The sequence below is a fragment of the Fundidesulfovibrio soli genome, from assembly GCF_022808695.1.
Classification (GTDB): domain Bacteria; phylum Desulfobacterota; class Desulfovibrionia; order Desulfovibrionales; family Desulfovibrionaceae; genus Fundidesulfovibrio; species Fundidesulfovibrio soli.
In genome coordinates, this window is record NZ_JAKZKW010000001.1 from 358,946 (window position 1) to 377,032 (window position 18,087).

Annotated in this window: 12 protein-coding genes and 1 tRNA gene; 7 read left to right on the plus strand and 6 right to left on the minus strand. The window is 62.8% G+C overall.

Annotation, left to right across the window (positions count from 1 at the left end; genetic code table 11):
• Nucleotides 1-355: 355 nt before the first annotated feature.
• Together MLE18_RS01725 and MLE18_RS01730 are read left to right on the plus strand one after the other, a co-directional pair.
• Complete coding sequence (locus tag MLE18_RS01725; RefSeq protein ID WP_243366766.1) at nt 356-2,410, plus strand: methyl-accepting chemotaxis protein; 2,055 nt, start codon at nt 356-358, stop codon at nt 2,408-2,410.
• A gap of 158 nt (nt 2,411-2,568) precedes the next feature.
• Nucleotides 2,569-2,847 carry a hypothetical protein gene (locus MLE18_RS01730; RefSeq protein WP_243366768.1) on the plus strand — a complete coding sequence of 93 codons (279 nt, stop codon included), beginning with the start codon at nt 2,569-2,571 and terminating at the stop codon, nt 2,845-2,847.
• Nucleotides 2,848-2,942: 95 nt separating this feature from the next.
• On the opposite strand, the gene MLE18_RS01735 is transcribed toward MLE18_RS01730, so the two are convergent.
• From MLE18_RS01735 to serB, 3 genes are all read right to left on the minus strand, one after another.
• Nucleotides 2,943-4,949 carry a methyl-accepting chemotaxis protein gene (locus MLE18_RS01735; protein ID WP_243366770.1) on the minus strand — a complete coding sequence of 669 codons (2,007 nt, stop codon included), beginning with the start codon at nt 4,947-4,949 and terminating at the stop codon, nt 2,943-2,945.
• Between the two features lie 131 nt (nt 4,950-5,080).
• Nucleotides 5,081-5,662: a cytochrome c family protein gene (locus MLE18_RS01740; RefSeq protein WP_336605556.1), complete on the minus strand. Its 582-nt coding sequence runs from the start codon at nt 5,660-5,662 to the stop codon at nt 5,081-5,083.
• Between the two features lie 208 nt (nt 5,663-5,870).
• Nucleotides 5,871-7,082 carry a phosphoserine phosphatase SerB gene (gene serB / locus MLE18_RS01745; protein WP_243366774.1) on the minus strand — a complete coding sequence of 404 codons (1,212 nt, stop codon included), beginning with the start codon at nt 7,080-7,082 and terminating at the stop codon, nt 5,871-5,873.
• Between the two features lie 140 nt (nt 7,083-7,222).
• Between serB and MLE18_RS01750 the strand changes: the two genes are divergently transcribed.
• Nucleotides 7,223-7,609: a RidA family protein gene (locus MLE18_RS01750; protein ID WP_243366776.1), complete on the plus strand. Its 387-nt coding sequence runs from the start codon at nt 7,223-7,225 to the stop codon at nt 7,607-7,609.
• A gap of 84 nt (nt 7,610-7,693) precedes the next feature.
• Here MLE18_RS01750 and MLE18_RS01755 read toward each other — a convergent pair whose 3' ends face one another.
• Nucleotides 7,694-8,269: a rhodanese-like domain-containing protein gene (locus MLE18_RS01755; protein ID WP_243366778.1), complete on the minus strand. Its 576-nt coding sequence runs from the start codon at nt 8,267-8,269 to the stop codon at nt 7,694-7,696.
• A 1,193-nt stretch (nt 8,270-9,462) separates the two neighbouring features.
• On the opposite strand from MLE18_RS01755, the gene MLE18_RS01760 reads away from it, so the two are divergent.
• Complete coding sequence (locus MLE18_RS01760) at nt 9,463-9,696, plus strand: amphi-Trp domain-containing protein (RefSeq protein ID WP_243366781.1); 234 nt, start codon at nt 9,463-9,465, stop codon at nt 9,694-9,696.
• 74 nt (nt 9,697-9,770) lie between these two features.
• Here MLE18_RS01760 and MLE18_RS18055 read toward each other — a convergent pair whose 3' ends face one another.
• Both MLE18_RS18055 and MLE18_RS01770 read right to left on the minus strand, forming a co-directional pair.
• Complete coding sequence (locus MLE18_RS18055) at nt 9,771-10,910, minus strand: glycosyltransferase (RefSeq protein WP_243366784.1); 1,140 nt, start codon at nt 10,908-10,910, stop codon at nt 9,771-9,773.
• Entirely contained in the window at nt 10,903-12,582 is a 1,680-nt protein-coding gene (locus tag MLE18_RS01770; RefSeq protein ID WP_243366787.1) for a glycosyltransferase family 4 protein, read from the minus strand. Before MLE18_RS01770 ends, MLE18_RS18055 begins: the two co-directional genes overlap by 8 nt.
• Before the next feature lie 92 nt (nt 12,583-12,674).
• Between MLE18_RS01770 and MLE18_RS01775 the strand changes: the two genes are divergently transcribed.
• The 3 genes from MLE18_RS01775 (at nt 12,675) to MLE18_RS01785 (ending at nt 17,923) form a co-directional block, all read left to right on the plus strand.
• Entirely contained in the window at nt 12,675-14,162 is a 1,488-nt protein-coding gene (locus tag MLE18_RS01775; protein WP_243366790.1) for a GGDEF domain-containing protein, read from the plus strand.
• A 37-nt stretch (nt 14,163-14,199) separates the two neighbouring features.
• A tRNA-Arg gene (locus MLE18_RS01780) sits at nt 14,200-14,276 on the plus strand.
• 1,127 nt (nt 14,277-15,403) lie between these two features.
• Nucleotides 15,404-17,923, plus strand: a complete 2,520-nt coding sequence (locus MLE18_RS01785) for a fibronectin type III domain-containing protein (protein ID WP_243366793.1) — start codon at nt 15,404-15,406, stop codon at nt 17,921-17,923.
• Nucleotides 17,924-18,087: the final 164 nt, after the last annotated feature.

The window sequence follows — 18,087 nt, forward strand, 5'->3', positions numbered from 1 at the left end:
AATCCTCATTGTGAAACTACAGGACCGGCAGGATCAAACCTGCCGGTCTTTTTGTTTCGCACCCTACGTACAAAACCCCATGCACCGCCCAGGCCGAGGAGATCAGATAACGACTTACAGCATGTGACCTATCCACTTTGCACTCTAAAAAAACCAGCACACGACAATGGAAACACTACGAAGCATCAAGCATTTTCCCACCCACATCACCACGGCATTCTCTTGAAGGGGATCATCCCGGTGAATCGAACCCAGTGAATTATTTCACTTGTTTTCATCTCCGACCCTCGATAGGAGATGCGGACGGCCTGGGGGGGCTGCTTCTAACTGTAGGGTTTTGCCGAATGGGGGGGATATGAATCTATTCCGTGACCTGAGCATTTTCTTCAAACTCGCAATGGGCTTTCTCAGCCTCGTGGCTCTTACTCTCGTCATCGTGGTCAGCAGCCACTTCGTGCTCTCGGGAATCAGCGCGGATTCAGGCGAGGTGGCGGCCGTGTGGTCTCCGGCCATGGCGGTGAGCGCCGACATGAACAAAGCCGCCAACGATTTCAGGCGCGCCGAATTCCGCTACATCCTCTCCGACAGCGAGGCCGAACGTTCCAAGGCCATGGGCAGGATCACCAAGGCCCGGCAGGCCCTGGAGGCCGCGGAGGCCAAGCTCGGCAAACTGGCCCTCACGAAGGACTGCACGGACATGCTGCGCCAGTTCTCCACCAAGTGGAGGGAGTTCCTTCCCGTAAGCGAAAAGGTGGTCCAGCTTGCGACCTCCGGCAAGAAGGAGGAGGCATCGCTGCTGATGGCAGGCGATTCCTCCAAGCGCTTCAACGAAGCCATGGACAACCTGGACAAGCTCACGGAGTTGACCCAGACCCACGGGCTGCAGAACAGTTCCAAGGTGGTGGCTGACGCCGAAAAGGGTGAACTCAAGGTGCTCGTCCTCTCCGGCATTGTCATCTTCCTGGGCCTGGGTGCGGCCCTGCTGCTGCCCCGGCGCATCACCAGGAGGTTGCGCGCCACCCAGGAGCTGGCCGAAAGCGTAGCGGCGGGCAACCTCGACGCCTGTGTGGAAGTCGACAGCCAGGACGAGCTCGGCAAGCTGCAGAAATCCATCATGGACATGCTGTGCAAGATCAAGGAGGAGATGTCCTTCGCCAAAGGCGTGCTCAAGGGCTTCACGGTGCCCTGCTCCGTCTTCTCCAAGGAGGACACCACGCTCTTCACCAACCAGCTCATGGTGGACCTGATCGAACGCGGGGGCAAACCGGAGGACTACACCGGGCAGACTTCCGGCGGCTACATCTGGGGCGACCCCAAGCGCGAGACCCTCTCCACCAAGGCCCTGCGCGAAGGGCGCACCCTCTCCACCGAGATGGAGTTCACCACACACAAGGGGTCGAAGCGATTCGCCCGCATCTCCTCCGCTCCTTTCTCCGACGACCAGGGCAACACCCTGGGGACCATCTCCGTCTGGATGGACCTCACCGCCATCAAGGAGCAGGAGCAGCTGATCGCCAGCCAGCAGGAGCAGCTCCTCAAGACGGCCTCCGACGCGGAGCTGGTGGCCGAGGCCGTCTCCTCCGCCAGCGAGGAGCTCTCCGCCCAGGTGGAGCAGGCCTCGCGCGGTGCGGACTTGCAGCGCGGCCGGGCAGCCGAGACGGCTACCGCCATGGAGGAGATGAACGCCACCGTGACCGAGGTGGCCCGCAACGCCCAGGCCGCGGCCCAGCGCTCCGACGCGGCCAGGACAAAGGCCCAGGAGGGCATGGGCGTGGTCAAGGAGGTAATCACCTCCATGGAGCAGGTGCGCTCTCAGGCCCTCACCCTCAAGGACCGCATGTCCTCCCTGGAGGAGCGGGCCCTGAGCATCGGGCGCATCCTGAACGTGATCACCGACATCGCCGACCAGACCAACCTGCTGGCCTTGAACGCCGCCATCGAGGCTGCCCGCGCGGGCGAGGCCGGGCGCGGCTTCGCTGTGGTGGCTGACGAGGTCCGCAAACTGGCCGAGAAGACCATGGCGGCAACCCACGAAGTGGAGTCCTCCATCTCCGGCATTCAGAACGAAGCCAAGGAGAACATGGCCAGCGTGGACACAACCGCCCAGTTCATCGAAAAGGTGACCAGGCTGGCGGAGACCTCCGGAGACTCCCTGGAAGAGATCGTGCATTTGGCGGACTCCACGTCGCTCGAAGTCCACAACATCGCGACGGCAGCGGAGCAGCAGTCCGCCGCCAGCGGCGAGATCAACACGTCCGTGGCGGACATAAACCGCATCTCCGAAGAAACGGCCCAGACCATGTCGCATTCGGCCGATGCGGTGGCCGATCTGGCGAACCAGGCCGGCAAGCTGCAGCGTGTCATCGCGGGCATGCGAAATGGCGGGTCTCCCGCCGCCATCGGCATGTAGCCTCTACAACCGCTTCAGAACACAGCCAAGGCCCGGGCAACCGGGCCTTTTTCATTTCTCCCGCCAAGCAGTTGAATGCATGAATTTTTATATACTTGACGAATATAGTATTAAATATTATAGCCTCCCATAGGGCGATGCACAGAAGCATTGCACATATGGCAGGGTTGGACATGATCACGGACAAGGACATCTCATATCTGGGCAAGCTCGCGCCCGTCGCCCAGTTGCTCGAACTGCTGGGCCAACAGGAACAACCGGCGGTCCGTTCGCCAGAGGTGTTCCTGTCCATGGCCAGGGATGTGTGGGAGGTCTATGGACTGCTTGTGAGCAGGCTGAACGACGAACTCACCTGCCGGGACGACTCGATCAACAGCGCCCACTATTACGACAGGCTTGAAGGGCGCGTTCGCGCCGCATTGAAAGAGTTGGCCTGACAAGCCTCAGAACCCCTCTCAAACGGCGGGGCCGCCCCCATGTCCGGCGGACGGTCCTTGAAAGGGGCTTGCCAGCGTCCGGCGGAGGGGCAAGCTCAGCCTTGCATCTCGCGGATCACCGATTCGATGGATCTTGCCAGCTCCGCCACGTCCTCCGTGGCCCGGGCCAGTTGGCGCATGATGGAGCTGTTTTCGTCCGCGATGCGGTTCACGTCGTCCACCGAGCGGGTGATCTCCTCAGAGGCGGATGACTGCTGCTCCGCCGCTGTGGCTATGGAGCGGATCATGTCGGCGGTGCTCACGGATACAGCCACAATGCTCGCCAGGGCTTCACCCGCCTTGTTGACCATATCCGCGCCGGTTTCGATTTCGCGGCCCGCCGCCTCCATCATGTCGATGTTCAGGCGGGTGGCGTCCTGAATGCCCACGATGGCGGCGTTGACCTCGCCCGTGGCGTGCATGGTCTTTTCCGCCAGCTTGCGCACCTCGTCGGCCACCACGGCGAATCCGCGCCCGGCCTCGCCCGCGCGGGCCGCCTCGATGGCGGCGTTCAAGGCCAGCAGGTTGGTCTGGTCGGCGATATCGTTGATGATGTTCATCACGCTGCCCACACTGCTCACCTGATCGCCCAGGGCATGAAGGCTGTGACGAATGGCGTCGGCCTGCTCCCGGACGCCCATGATCGAATTAATGGACGCCTTGGCGATGGCCTGGCCTTCCTCGGCTTTCTGCCTCGCGCTGTCGGCGCTGCCGGAGGCGTCCCCGGAGTTGCGCGCCACCTCCAGGATCGAGGCGTTCATCTCCTCCACGGCCGTGGCCGTTTCCTGGATGCGCTCGCGCTGCATGCCGGAACCGACGCTGGCCTCCTCGATCTGTTCCGAGAGCAGCCGCGCGGACGACGTCAGCCCGATGGCGATCTGGTCTGCGCGCAGCGCGGCGTGGGCCAGGGTTTCGTGCTGTTGCTTGATGCGCTCCTGCTGCAGGTGCAACTCTGTGATGTCCTCCCAGAACATGATGGAGCCGAGGATCTCGCCGTCCATATCGAAGAACGGGGTGGTCACCACGTTGGCGTGGACCACCTTGCCCGACGGGCAGACCCGCTCCCGCTTGCCGCGGAATTCCCGGCGCTCCTCGATGGCCTGGTCAGCGATGGTAAAGCGGTTCTCGTCGTTCCAGAAGAAGACGCCGGGCCTCTGCCCGATGTAGGTTTCGGGTGTGCCTTCCTTTTCGAGCAGGTCGCAGATCAGGGTGTTTAGCCACAGGACCTTGTGGTCCGGGCCCACCAGCACGCACGGGGTCGGGATGGCTTTGAGCACGCCGCCCGAAAAGCCGAGCTTGTTTTTGAGGTCCGCAACCATTTTGGCCAGGCTCTGGCCGAGGGTAGCCAGTTCGTCCTGCCCGGTGACCGAAAAATTCACTGAGAAATCGCCATCGGCCACCCGCGAGCAGCCTTGCGCGATGGCGGTCACCTTGGAGACCAGCAGCCTCCTGATGGCATAGATGCAGGTGCCTACCAGCAGCACCAGGCCGGCCAAGCCCACCAGGGCAGTCGTCATGATGTGGGAGTCGGCCTCCTTCCAATCGTCAGAAACATCGTTGAGCAGCACGATCTGGCCCAGTATGGGCTGGCTCGCCCCATGGCAGTGGTGGCAGCGTTCGGCGTTGGGGATGCTGATGATCCTGGCGCTCCTGCGTTTGCCGCCTTCGTCCGCCATGAGCGAGGTTTTGACCGGGGAAGCGAGGGCGCGCTTGACCTCCGCGAGCAGCTCAGCGTCCGTGAGCACGGTCCCGATATCCTTGCGGACGGCGGAGCTGTCGGTGGCGTAGGTCACGTTGCCCTGGAAGTTGGTCATGTAGGCCGCGATCCGGGGAAATTTCTCGCGTATCTCGGTGAACTCCCCCGTGGTGGCGGCATTGTCGCCCACGACCATGGGCTTGGCGATATCCATATAGACAAGATCAGCCAGTTCCTCGGAGGCGGACTCGATGGATTGCCGCAGCATGCTCTTTTGCGAGGCCGCGTTGAAGACGATGATGACGCCGAACACGGCCAGCGATATGGAGGCCACGAGAATTGCGATCTTGGCGTTAATCGATTTCATGATAAACATAGGGACTCCGCATGGGACACTGCACAACTGGCTGCCCCGGCCCATGATCTGGATGTGGAACAAGCGCCCCCGGTACGATCCGCCCGTGCGGTAATGGCCGTCACCCGGGCGTCCGTGGTCGGCTAATGCGCCCCGGACGCTACGAGAGGCTTGAACTTGAAGTCAGCCACGCGCTGCGGGTTATGGCAGACTACGCAGTCGGACAGCTTGGGCTTGGCTTGAATCAGCTTGGGGTCGCCGTTTGCGGCATGCGCGGAGCCGGGGCCGTGGCAGGTCTCGCAGCCCACGTACGACAGGTCGGGGGTCTTGTCCTTGCTCACGAAGCCGCCAGGCTTCTTGTAGCCCGTGGTGTGGCACTCATAGCAGCCGTTGATCTCCTCCTGCGTTAGCTTGGGGATCATGACGGCAATGGAGTTCCAGGAATGAGACTTCTTGGAATACTTCGAGAAACTCTCGAACTGTGTGGTATGACACTGCCCGCAGGCCTTACTGCCAACATATACAGCCTGAGCATCGGCCAAGGAAGGGAAAAAGAAAAGAGACACGAACAAAACAACAACCAGTCGATTCATAAACACCTCGACAAGGTAGAGTCTATACCAACTTCTACACTGCAATGGAACAACTATACATGCAGACACATCGGTTGAGAGCAGACACAAACCGGGTGGTTGTTGCGATACACAGCAAACGCATAGGAGCATATGCGTCAATTGCGACAACGGCGATCCGATATATCGGAGTGGCCAGAGTCATATCCAAACGGAGATGGCCCTATGACATCTTGTGAAAATTATAGCAAGGCAAAAATGTATGAAATCACAAGGGGGATGAGGTCATTCCCAAACAGAGGAGGCGGAGGAACAGGCTGGACCCTGCCCCCCGTGACTAAGCTGGCAGGCGGCTATTGCTTCAGGCCATGTCCCGGTCGCGGAAGCCGAGCAGATACAGCACAGCGTCAAGCCCAAGGGTGGTGATGGCGTGCCCGGCGCCCTCCTTGACCACGGGCTTGGCCCTGAAGGCGATACCCAGGCCCGCCAGGTTGAGCATGGGCAGGTCGTTGGCGCCGTCGCCCACGGCAATGGTCTGCAAGAGGGAGATGTTCTCCTTGGCGACGATCTCGCGCAGGCAGGACGCCTTGCGCTGGGCGTCCACGATCTCGCCCTCCACGTTGCCAGTGAGCAGGCCGTCGATGATCTCCAGCTTGTTGGCGTGGACGTAGTCGATGCCAAGGCGCGACTGCAGCAGTTCTCCGAAATAGGTGAAGCCGCCGGAAATGATCGCGGTTTTGTAGCCGAAGCGCTTGAGGTTCTTCACCAGTTTCTCGGCCCCGTCGTTGAGGGGGATGCCCGCGGCCACGGACTCCAGCATGGAGGCGGGCATGCCCTTGAGCAGGCTGAGCCGTCTGCGCAGGCTCTGCTTGAAGTCCAGCTCGCCGCGCATGGCCGATTCGGTGATGGCCGCCACCTGCTCGCCCACTCCCCAGGCCTTGGCCAGCTCGTCGATGACCTCCACGCGGATGAGCGTGGAATCCATATCGAAGGCCACCAGCCGTCTGTTGCGGCGGAAGGCGTTGTCCTCCTGCAGGGCGATGTCCACCCCAAGCCGGGCCGCGATGGCCAGGAAGGCCTTGCGCATGGCGGGCACATCCACTGGTTCGCCGCGAACGGAGAACTCGATGCAGGCCGGGCGCTGGGGGTCCGTCTCCGTAAGGGTGGGACGCCCGGTGAGCCGGTTGATGGACTGGATGTTCAAACCGTTCAGGGAGATCACGCTGGTCACGGCCGCCACCTGCTCCGCGCTGATGGTGCGCCCCAGCAGGGAGACGATCCAGCGCGGCTTGCCCGCCGAGTCCACCCAGTTGCTGTAATCCTCGGCGCTTACCGGGGTGAACTTGCAGCTGATGCCCATCTCGTGGGCGGCGTAGAGCAGATCCTTGACCACGGCGGCGGACTGGGCGTCCTCCGGGATGCGGATGAGCATGCCCAGGGACAGGTCGTCGTGGATGACGGCCTGGCCCACGTCGAGGATGTCCACCCCGTATTCCGCCAGGAGGCTTGAGAAGCTGGAGAGGATGCCTGTTTTGTCCGCGCCGAATATATGTACCAGGAGGATGTCTTTCATGAGGGATTCCTTGTGCGTCCGAGGCGCTCTTTTTTCATAAATCGGGCGTGGCGTAAATGCGCCGGTCGACGCGGCGGCCAGGGAGCTTGGCCTTGACCTCGCTATGGGCTATCATGGGAAGAAAACGGAGGTTCAAAGCCATGAGCGAGAAGCGAGCCGTCTGCACGGACAAGGCCCCCGCCGCCATCGGCCCTTATTCCCAGGCCGTCTGGGCGGGCGATCTGCTGTTCTGTTCCGGCCAGATACCCATAGACCCGGCCACCGGCCAGATCGTGGTCGGCAGCGCGGCCGACCAGGCCCGACAGGTGCTCGACAACATCTGCGCCGTGCTGGAAGCCGCGGGGCTGGGCCTTGACTCGGTGGTCAAGGCCACGGTGTTCTTCAAGAACATGGAGGACTTCCAGGCCGTGAACGAAGTCTACGCCAGTTATTTCAAACCGCCCTACCCCGCCCGCTCCGGCGTGGAGGTGGCCAGGCTGCCCAGGGACGTGCTTGTTGAGATCGAGGTGATCGCCCGCAAGCCCTGACCGGATCGAGATTGGACTGCAGCGAAAAGGGCCGCCGCTCCCGAGGGAGCGGCGGCCCTTGCCTTGCGGGTATGACTGACGGGACTACTTCGACCAGACCAGCTCGGGATTGAGCGCGTTGGTCCAGGGCAGGCCGTAGTTCTTCCAGCCGTTGCGCATGCGCTTGCCGTTGAAGACGCTCTCGGGGTCGTTCACTGCGTCGCCTTCGAAGCCGTCCACCACGTTGTACACGTTGGTGAAACCGGCCTGGGCCAGCAGGTTGACGGCCACGGCCGCGCGCTGCCCGCTGCGGCACAACACCAGGATGGTGTCGTTCTTGCCGTAGCGCTTGGAGACCTGGGCAACGAATTCAGGGTTGTCGGCCAGGGTGTAGTGCTTCTTTTCGGCGTCGAACTTGGTGGTGCAGAGCTTCACGGGGATGTTCACGGCCATCTCGGCGTGGCCCACGAAATCATACTCCTCGGGGGTGCGCACGTCCAGGATGGCTACCTCTTTGGGCTTGCCCCTGTACATGATGTAGGCTTCCATGGCGTTGCAGTACTTGCCGAGGGTGGTGTGCTTGCGGGTGTCCGCCGGGGCCGAGCCCTGGGCGGAGGCGTTGGCGGCGGCGAATCCGGCCAACAGGAACACTGCGACGAGAACTGAAGCAATCTTGCGCATAATTCTCCCTTGCAGAGGCTTATTTGTTGAGGACGATGCCATTATTTTGCACGCTTCAAGAGTTTCTGTCCAATGGATCCAATGGGGTATAATTTCGCCCGCCCCGCCCCGGGGCCAGGACGGCGCCCGCTCGGTCAGCCCGCTTGATGTGGACGTCCAGCGCTGGGCGCCCGCTGTCGGCAGGTGCGAAGCGCACCGTGGACCCAGCATCAGAGAGGGCGGCAGATTCCAGCATGACGGCGGAACCGGCGAGCTCGGCGCGTGCCGCTCCTCCCTGGGCTTGCACGCTCCGCCTGGCTCCGCCCGCCCTCCGCACATAACGGAGGATGCCGGCGAGAACGCCGGTCTGGAGGTCGTCATCGACTTCGGCGAAGTTTCTGCCAAGCTGTTGCGCGCTCTTCGCCTGCACCGGCCTGTGGCTTGGGGCGATCTCAGACCCGGACGAGATTCCGGCCTTCGGGGCGGCGACCCGGCCGTTCATGGCGGTGTCACGGACGCAGCCCGGCCCGGCGACGGCCAGGGCGGCAGCTACCAGCAGCAACGTGCACTTGGGAATCATAACTCCCCCTCATCGTGATTTTTCCATGCGGACGGACGCGACAGCAACGCGGCTGGACTCCCTCCGTTCCGGCGGGATGAGGCGGCGATGGATTGGGCTGGCTTGCGGAGCTGATAGGTCCGCAGGCGACTGCGACGGTATGGTGAAGGGGAACGGTCCCGCCGGGGAGCGTTTGCCGACATCTTGCAAATGCCGTGCAATGCCCAGTGGATAATCAGGTCAAGACAGCTTCGACCGGCGCTTGCGTTTCGCACCTCGGCCCAGCTGGATTCGGTAGCAATCAGGAATCGTTAGTATTTGCCAAAGAGACTTCGATTGATGTGGGTTGAAAACTATTTTCCTTAACTCTCGGGGAAATGGGGTTTGCCAACTCCGCTCGGACAGCCACGAGCCCGGACGAGCGTCATGCGGGCAAAAATATCCACCCTATACGGTTCCTCAGAACTGCGAATGGCCTTTCGCTCCAGGATCGTCAGAACTTCGGCACTTTGGGGTCCTTCCCCGTGGTTCGCTGGGTTTGCAGCCTGGAGATCGAATCTTCATGACGCTTCCGGCGCAAACTTCTTCCAAATGTCATGCAAGCTGTGGCAGGATGGGCTAGCTCTGAGAACATTACGTCGCACAGGAGGACATCATGTCTGAAAAGACCGTTTTCTTGAACATCGAGGATACAATGCTGCGCTACGACGCCGCCGTGCTGATGCGCCAGATGGCCGACGCCCTGGCTCAGGGCGGGTTCCCCGCCGAGGGCGGCTGCGTGGCTGTGGGCAACGAAGTCAAGGTGGAGTGCAAGGGCAAGCTCAAGACCAAGGAAGGCGGCTGCAAAGGCTCTCTGAAGGTCGAGATCGCCTGGGCCGCCCAGCCCTGACCTCGCGGCGGTTTGCCGCCCTTGAAGCTGATTCCGGGCTGGGTTCACCCGGCATGGTGCGGCGGATGCCCTGTTCAGGGGGCTTCCGCCGCCATTTTTTCTGCTATGCGCCAGTAATCCAAGGCCATGCGCTCAGTCGTGAAGTGGCGCAACGCCTTGGCGCGGGCCTCCCGGCCCATGCCCCGGGCAAGGTTCGGGTCGCTGAGCAGCCGCGCGCACACACCGGCCAGAGCGGGCTCGTCACCCGGCCGGATCACGAATCCCTCCACGCCGTCCGCCAGCTGCTCGGGCAAGCCCCCCACTCCATATGCGGCCACGGGCACGCCATGGGCCATGGCCTCAAGAACCACCAGCGGGTGGTTGTCCGCCAGCGTGGGGTACACCAGCACGTCCGCGGCGCGCATGAGCGAGCGCAGCCTGTCACCCTCAAGATAAGGGATTACCGCAAGTCCCTCGGCCATGCGGCTCTCGTCTCCGCCGGCGACGATGCCCAGGGTGCCGGGAGCCAGTTCCCTGACCATTGAAATAATGGTCTCGATGCGCCCCCCGCCCTTGTAGGCCGCGCGAAAGCCGCCGTGAGCCAGGAAGAGCGCCGTCCTGGCCTGGGGCGCGATGCCGAAGGCCGCCCGCGCGGCGCGTCTATCCTCCAATTCCAGGGGCACGCGCACGCCGTTGGGCACCACCTTGACCCGGCAATCCGGCCACACCTGCCGCAGCTGCCGCGCAAGCCAGGCGGATGGGGAGACCAGCACCGGGTTGAGCCTGCGCACCAGCTCCAGTTTCACCGCCCGCGTCATGCCGGAATCGGCGAAGCCCCTGGGGCAGGGGTCGGGGCAGCCCTGTTCCAGCAGGGGGCAATCCAACGGATAGACGCATCCGCCCGTGAACAGCGAACAGTCATGCACGGTGAGCAGGGGCCTTCTGCCTGCGGCCAGGAACCCTTCCAGCAAGGCCGCCCAGTCAGTGGTGGCATGCACATGCACCAATGCCCCCGCCGGAACATCGAAGCCCACCCTGCCTGGCTCGGTCACGACCGCAGCGGGCAGGCTGTCCCGGGGAGCGATCCCCTCGCAGGCCGGCTCCTGGGCTTCGCAACTCAGGCTAACCTCCCAGGAGGAGTCGCGCTGGGCCTTCGCCAGAGAGCGGGCCACGGCGGCCGCGCCTCCGCGCCGCTCCAGAAGCATGTGGTGGTGTACGGCAGGATTGTCAGCCACGGCTGCGCTCCAGAAGATCGTGCTTGAGGCACCAGAGCACCAGGGCCCGGGCCTGCTCCTCACGGACCAGCGGGTCCGCCGCGCACAGCCGTTCGCAGAGCGCGAGCGCGGGCTGAGGCTTGCGGGCCAGCACCAGAAGAGGACGCAGGGACTCCATGGGCAGCACGCCCTCAAGCCCTTCGTACACCACAGGGAAATCCTGCCCCCTGTACACGGCGTTGCCCAAACGGCTGAGCACCAGCGGCGGCGAAGTCTCCAGGCTGTGCGAGGGATAGCTCCCGAACACCGCTGCATACGGCACGGCCACGGGGTGCGCGGGAGCACCCCGCCTGGGCGCGGGCTGCTCCCGAAGCCTTTCCCAGAGCTCCACATGGCGCGCGGCGATGGACTCCCAGGAGTATCCAGCCATTCCGGCTCTGGCCCGCAGGCCCATTTCCCGCCTGAGACCGGCGTCGCCGGCCAGGCGGGCGATGGCCTCGGCCAGGGTGGGAACGTCCACCGCCAGACGCTGGGCCAGCAGCAGGTGCGTGTGGTTGTCGAAGCTGAGCGGGGCCAGCAGGTCCACCTCGCTGGTGACGCCCAGACCCGTTGTGGGCACCAGAAGGCCGGTAGCCTCATGGCGCACCAGGTCGCGGTAGCCGTCGAAATCGGAGGCGATCACCGGCAGGCCCATGGCCTGGGCCTCCAAGAGCGTCAGCCCGAAGGTCTCCTGCAGATTGTCCGAGGGCGACAGGAAGACGTCGGCGGCCGCGTAAAGCAGCAACTTCCGCTCATGGCTGGGCCGCTCCTCCACGGTGAAGGGCAGGCCGATGTTGCGGGCCATGTCCTCCAGGGCGCGCCGCCCCCAGTCCTCCTCATCGGTCCACCCGGCCAGCACCAGGCGCACGCCCTCCCGGGGCGCGCCGTCCCTGAGCACGCGCTGGAAGGCCCGTAGAATGGGCAGGAAATCCATCTTGGAGCTGTGACAGAGCCTGGCAAGCACCAGAAACACCGTCTCCCCGCCGTAGCCCGCCCCGACACGGGCGGCCTGGCGGGCCGCGTCGTCCGGCGGGGAATAGCCGCCCAGGTCAACGCCGAGAGGTATGTGTTCCACCCGCGGCTCGGGGAAGCGATCCGGGTCCAGCCCGTAGCCGTCGCGCAGGCTGCGGTAGTAGCCGCGCACCACCTCGGCCCCGGCCCTGGAGGTGGCCACCACCGCGTCGCGGGGGCTGGTGCATGGGCTCAAGTGCTTGAGGAAATCCTGGCCGTAGCGGGCGTAGCTCAGGGAATGCGTGACCGAGGTGATGGGAAAAATTTGCCCGGAGCGGGCGTTGCGCAGCGCGGCCAGAAAACCCGGCGTCATGATGCAGTCAGAGAGGTGGAACACGTGGTGATCGTCGGCGGCAAGTGCGGCAGGCAGGCTCCGGCGGGTGGCAACCTCGACGCGGCCCCCCTCGACAAGCGAGGGGTGCCGCCGCATCAGCTCCGCCCTCAGAGCCTCGCAGGCCGCCCGGGAGGGCAGATAGAAGCGGTAGGCGTCATAGGGGTCCAGGCGCAGCAAGCCGTCGAGAAAGGCGGCGTTGGCCTGCGTCCTGCCCATGACCGGCCCCTGTTCGAAGAAGGGGTCCAGGCTGGCCCATATGCGCTTTGTTCCCATGCCGCCAATGAAGCACAAGGCGTGCCGATATGCCATGCTTCGTCCGGAAAGGGTGAATTTTTCAGCGCTGGCCCGTGAGTTGCATGTTGTTTGGCGAAATGGAGCCACGCACCAACCGGAGGAAAGACATGCGACGCGGCAACCGTACCGAGCTCATCTGGGGCCTTGGCCTGAGCGAAGAATTCATGAAGGAACTGGAGCAGGCGCTCGGCTCCGGTTACCAGATGCGCAACTGGCCCCTGAACGCGCTGCCCTCCAAGCGCGACATGGACAAGACCAGCCCCTTGACGGTCTGGATTCCCTTGTCCGTGTGGAACGCCCTGCCGCCCTCCTCCCGCAGGCACCTGCGCGACTGGGAGCTCACCCAGCGAGTGCTGATCCTCGACGGCCCCCACGAAGGCCCAGACGTGGAAGAGATCCTGGAGCTGGGCTTCCTCACCGCGCTCACGCCGCCCGTCTCGGCCAACAAGATCCGCGACGCGGTGTTCAGGGCCAAGGAAGTTCGCGGCCTCTACGACGACATCTTCAGCATGACCCGCGAGATCATGCTCGAGCGCGAGCTTCTGGCACGCAAGACGGACCAGATCATCTTTCTGAACACCGTGCTCACCAGGGCCTCCCAGTCCCTGGAACCGAGCGTCATCCTGGCCAACGCCCGGGAGGACCTGAGCCTGCTCTTCCCCGTGCACGGCCTGCAGGGCGCTTTCTGGCAGCCCGGCGACGACGGCAGGCTTGTGGCTGAGCTGTTCCTGGCCCCCTGCCATGACCAGCAGAGCAGACAGACCTGGATCGACTACCTTCTGGCCAGCTCCACCAAGCTGGCCGGAGGCCCGGTGGACGGCTTCACGGTGGAAAACCTGAACCAGGCCCTTCCGGAGGACTGCCTCACCCTGCCCTCCCCGCAGACCACGGTGCTTTTGCCCCTCAAGGTGGCGGGGAGCGCCTTCGGCTGCCTGGCCATCAGCAAGGACAAGGACCTGCGCCTCGGCAAGGACCATGTCACCTCGCTCAGCGCGGCCGCCAACCATCTGGCCCTGGCCCTGCGCAACGCCATGCTCTTCCGCGAGGTCAAGACCAAGGCGGACCACGACGGGCTCACCCTCATCCATAATCGTCAATCCTTTGACGACAAGATCGCCGAAGAACTCAAGCGTCACCAGCGCTACCGGCAGAGCCTGAGCCTGCTGCTGGTCGACCTGGATCACTTCAAGTCCATCAACGACACCCTGGGCCACCAGGCGGGCGACATGGTGCTCAAGGACATTGGAGCCATCCTGGAGGAATCCTGCCGGGAGACCGACTTCGCGGCCCGCTACGGCGGCGAGGAGTTCGTGGTCATCATGCCGCAGACCAACGAGGACCAGGCCTGGGTGCTGGCAGAGCGCCTGCGCCGCAAGATCGAGCACAAGAGCTTCCTGTACGCCGACAAGCAGTTCCAGGTGACCTGCTCCATCGGCGTGGCCACGCTCACGCCGGGCGCGCTCTCCCGCAAGGACGAGCTGATCCGCAGGGCGGACGAGGCGCTCTACCTCGCCAAGTCCAACGGTCGCAATATGGTCTGCGTCTCCAACGTGCAGGACCAGAAAAAGGTGGTCGGACTCGTCCGTCAAGGTTGACTTTCACTCAGGCTGGGCATAGTTGAATCTGCTCTTCGGGCAGTTAGCTCAGATGGATAGAGCGTTGGCCTCCGGAGCCAAAGGCCACAGGTTCGAATCCTGTACTGCCCACCAAGAATTTAAGGGGTTTAGGTGACACACCTAAACCCCTTTTTCGTTGAAGAGCAAGTTATGAGCAAGCAGCTTGAAGGGTCGCCAGTCTACGCCATTGAGGCATCGGCACGACAGCAGTCCTAACGGTCTGGTCCACCTTGAAACTCACTGGCTGCTGTTTAGGACGCGTTAAGGGAACATCTCCATGAAATATACCCACCCTGGTTGCCGTTTGCGCATATGAACTTGTACAATTCTTACATGTCCCATTCATGCTGTAACTTTTCATATACACTTTCTGAAATTGCAAGGGATTCGTAAAGGACGCCACCGCTCGCAATCACAGCGCCAACCAATTTTAAACTAACTTACTCCCGTCCAGCGCAGTCTGGTGACGTATATACAAATTTCCATTCTGCAATATCGTCCGTCAAATTGTGAATGACAAAAAACTTTCCGACTGCTTGATTATAGAATGATAACGGCGCCAAACCGATCGTCAACACACCAAGAAATTTGTTGTTTGCATCATAAACATTCAACTGCGCCATGGAAACATTCGGAACAGGCAGAACAAGCCAAGTCAATAGCGCAACAAAACAAGCCTGCATATCGTCTCCGCATATGGATACTTGATCAAATAATAATATTGTCTACAAAACAATCGCTGAATTCAAGATGTGAACACATAACAACGCCCTACATCAGCTTGCTCTTCGCCATTTCTCCAGCAACCCCCATACATTCTAACTCTTTAAAATAAAGACAGTTCTGCGGATTTGGCCACAAATATGATGTTGACTGATTGCCTTGCCTCTAATTATGTTGGAGTACTTGATGTAAAACCAGTCCGAGGTGGCACTATGCTCCGCCAGGCATACACGGCAATCCTTCTGGTGTTGGTGCTGTCAGTCCATTGCGTCGCCTCGGCTGCGACGATCGCGCCGGATTCCATTGCCGGCGAGCTCAAACCGACCATATCTTTCGAATGTTCACCAGCGAAGCTGCTGAAGACTACCGACCATACCGGCTCGATTGTACTGTTTTATCAGGGTAGTGGAGCCATTGCGCTGGATCTTTCCATCGACGTGCCTGAGTCCGAGATCAACCGCCATGTCCCGGACGGGGCTTCCATTGTTCCTGGATCCTTGCAGACATTCAAGTCTTTCAGGGATAGCTCCACGGGGTGGACACAGGCATTCGACAACGTCCACACCGAATTCCTGTGCCCGCAACTGGGTGATGGCCTCCAGAACAGCTACGAATTTTCCGTCAACGTCCTGCTCCAGTTCAATTGGACCAAGACCGTTGGCGAGGAGACTACTTCGGGACTGGTCCAGAAAACAGGAGAATCGACCGCTTACATATTCGTACTCAAAAACCGGCGCATAACCGTCTCCGCAGCGGACACCGTCTGGGTGACCGTCGACAACGTGGTGACGGAAGATACCGGCAACATCATCACGGGTACGGCCGTTCCGGCCGAAGGGCTCAGCGTCAGCGTGAAGAACCTGCCGGGATCGGCACGCGTGAACCCCGATCAACAGACCACCAACTCCTCGGGCCTCGCCGTGTTCGAACTGTTCGTGGATCCGAGCGCGTTCGCCGCGCCCTCCGCCGCCGCGTCAAAATCGTCCTCGAGACCGGCCGACATCTCCGACGGTACGGTCTCCATCGGCCTCACTGTGGAGGTGGACAGCAAGGACACCGTGACCACCACGGCCAAACGCTCCTTCGGCTGGGTCGAGAGCGTCGTCGGGACCGTCTGGATGACCCAGCCCCTGACCCCCGAACCCCAGTTGGTGTCGCCGGGCATGCCTCTCGTCCCGGGTGCGCACATCTATGGGGAGCGCCAGGTGAGCCCGTACAACACGGTCTACCCGAGCGTCTCGCTCTCCTTCGGCAACGGCATGGGCACAACGGATTTTGACCTCTGTGACGACAACGGCGGCCAGGTCCTGGTGGAGATCGGCAACGGCAGCGCCTCGATCCTCGGCAAAAAGCCGAGCACAATGGACATCTGGCTCAACCAACTGCACTACAACGCCTTCTACGAGCCCCGACGGCTGGTGGGCGCGGTCGTGGACACGGCGGCCGGGGCCATAGCCAAGGGGCTGACCGGCGGATACGGCTTCGTGATAAGCACAACGGTCGGGCAGCTCGCCAAATACGGCGTCCACACCCTGCGGGACTACTGGGACCAGCGCCCCCTGCCCCCGAATTCCGTCCAGCGGGATTCGCCCCAGGGCCTGGCTCCTGTGGCCGCCGCCCCTCCGCCCAGTGCGAGCCAGGGCTCCCGCCACACCATCGAACTGTTGGCCAACGGCAAACTTCGCGTGGAAAACAGGGGGCAAACACTCGCCCTGACGGACACATCGGGCAACTCGCAGCTGATTCCAGGCGGCACAAGCCGCACACTTGACCTGATCGGCTCCACCACAGCCGGGGCCGCGGTGGCGCTTCCCGCGCCTTCAGGGACGCTCAACGCCGGCCTGACCCTCTCGCCAGCCGACGGGGCGCTGCTGACCACGCGCTGCCCCACCCTAGGGGTCAGCCATCCCATTTCCGGAAACGACATGGTGGACCCCAGTGGCTGCCAGATGTGGGTGAACGGCAGGGATGTAAGCGCGTCGCTCCAGGGGAGCTGGAGCGGGCACACCTACAAGGTCTGGCCTGAAGCCCAGCTGAACGAGGGGCTCAACACGCTGGAAGTCCGGGTCGTCACGCTTGCCGGGCGGGTGCTCACAGCCAAATCGACGTTCACGGCCACGGGTGGGCCAGCCATGCCCAAAGGCCTGGAGATTCTGCCGGGTAAGGCCGCCATCAGCCTGCGCTGGACGCCGAACACCGAGAATGACCTGAACGCATACAAAGTGGCCAGGGCGTCCAGCGAAGCCGGCCCATGGACCGAGATCGGGCAAAGTCCCGAGCCCATATGGGTGGACGGGGAGGCTCCCGGCGGCACGAGCTGCTACCGGGTGGCCGCGAAGAACGGCTCCACCACCGGCGCATGGTCCGTTCCCGCCTGCGCCGCCAAGCTCGCGGGCTCCACCCCGGCGCCGTCCCAAGTGGGCAGCGTCTCCGCGACGAACACCAACGGGCGGCTGGAACTGCGCTTTGCCCGACCCGGCCCTACGACCATCGGGTTCCGGCTGGGTCGGGGCACGTCGGCGCAAGGGCCATTCAGCTCCTGCCTGCCCCAGGACCGGACGCTTGGCCGCGCCGCCTTCGTTGATGAGGCGGCCCTGGCCGGCGTGCCCTATTATTACCAGTTCACTCCCGTGGACCGTGACGGAAACTCCGGAACACCCAGCGTCCAGGGGCCGTTCACCTTGGCGGCCAGCGCGCCGCCGGCCCCGGAGGCCGTCAGTGCGGTCCTCAGCGGCAATTCGGCGCTCATCCGCTGGAATCCGTCCGCCTACCTGGGGCTCACCGGGTATCGCATCCACAAATGGACGCCGGAAACCGGGTGGCGGGTGCTCAATCCCACCGGAGCGGTCACGGGGACCTCATACAAGGATGCCATGCCGCGCCGCAGCGTGCGCCTGTATGCGGTGTCCGCGGTGAACGCCACCGGCGAGGGCGCCCCCAGCCAGCCGGTGGAGGTGAACTCCTACGCGGCCACGGGCCCGGTCGCCCTGCCGCTCAGTTTGCTACTGACCAACTAGCGAGGCCCAAGGACATCCCAACGCGGCTCCGGCATGAAACGCCAAAGCCCACAGACCCCGGCCGAGAGCGATCTCTCGAGCCGGGGTTCTTATTCAATCGTGTTTCTGTCTCGGATTGAGGGGCAAAATCTACGTGGAGATATCAGGAGAGAGCAACCGAGGTT

Coding starts and splice junctions, on each gene's coding strand:
- MLE18_RS01735 (WP_243366770.1), bottom strand. CDS start 4,949: ATGAAATCGATTAACGCCAAGATCGCAATTCTCGTGGCCTCCATATCG.
- MLE18_RS01750 (WP_243366776.1), top strand. CDS start 7,223: ATGAGCGAGAAGCGAGCCGTCTGCACGGACAAGGCCCCCGCCGCCATC.
- MLE18_RS01725 (WP_243366766.1), top strand. CDS start 356: ATGAATCTATTCCGTGACCTGAGCATTTTCTTCAAACTCGCAATGGGC.
- serB (WP_243366774.1), bottom strand. CDS start 7,082: ATGAAAGACATCCTCCTGGTACATATATTCGGCGCGGACAAAACAGGC.
- MLE18_RS01730 (WP_243366768.1), top strand. CDS start 2,569: ATGGCAGGGTTGGACATGATCACGGACAAGGACATCTCATATCTGGGC.
- MLE18_RS01755 (WP_243366778.1), bottom strand. CDS start 8,269: ATGCGCAAGATTGCTTCAGTTCTCGTCGCAGTGTTCCTGTTGGCCGGA.
- MLE18_RS01760 (WP_243366781.1), top strand. CDS start 9,463: ATGTCTGAAAAGACCGTTTTCTTGAACATCGAGGATACAATGCTGCGC.
- MLE18_RS01770 (WP_243366787.1), bottom strand. CDS start 12,582: ATGGCATATCGGCACGCCTTGTGCTTCATTGGCGGCATGGGAACAAAG.
- MLE18_RS01775 (WP_243366790.1), top strand. CDS start 12,675: ATGCGACGCGGCAACCGTACCGAGCTCATCTGGGGCCTTGGCCTGAGC.
- MLE18_RS01740 (WP_336605556.1), bottom strand. CDS start 5,662: ATGCTCCTATGCGTTTGCTGTGTATCGCAACAACCACCCGGTTTGTGT.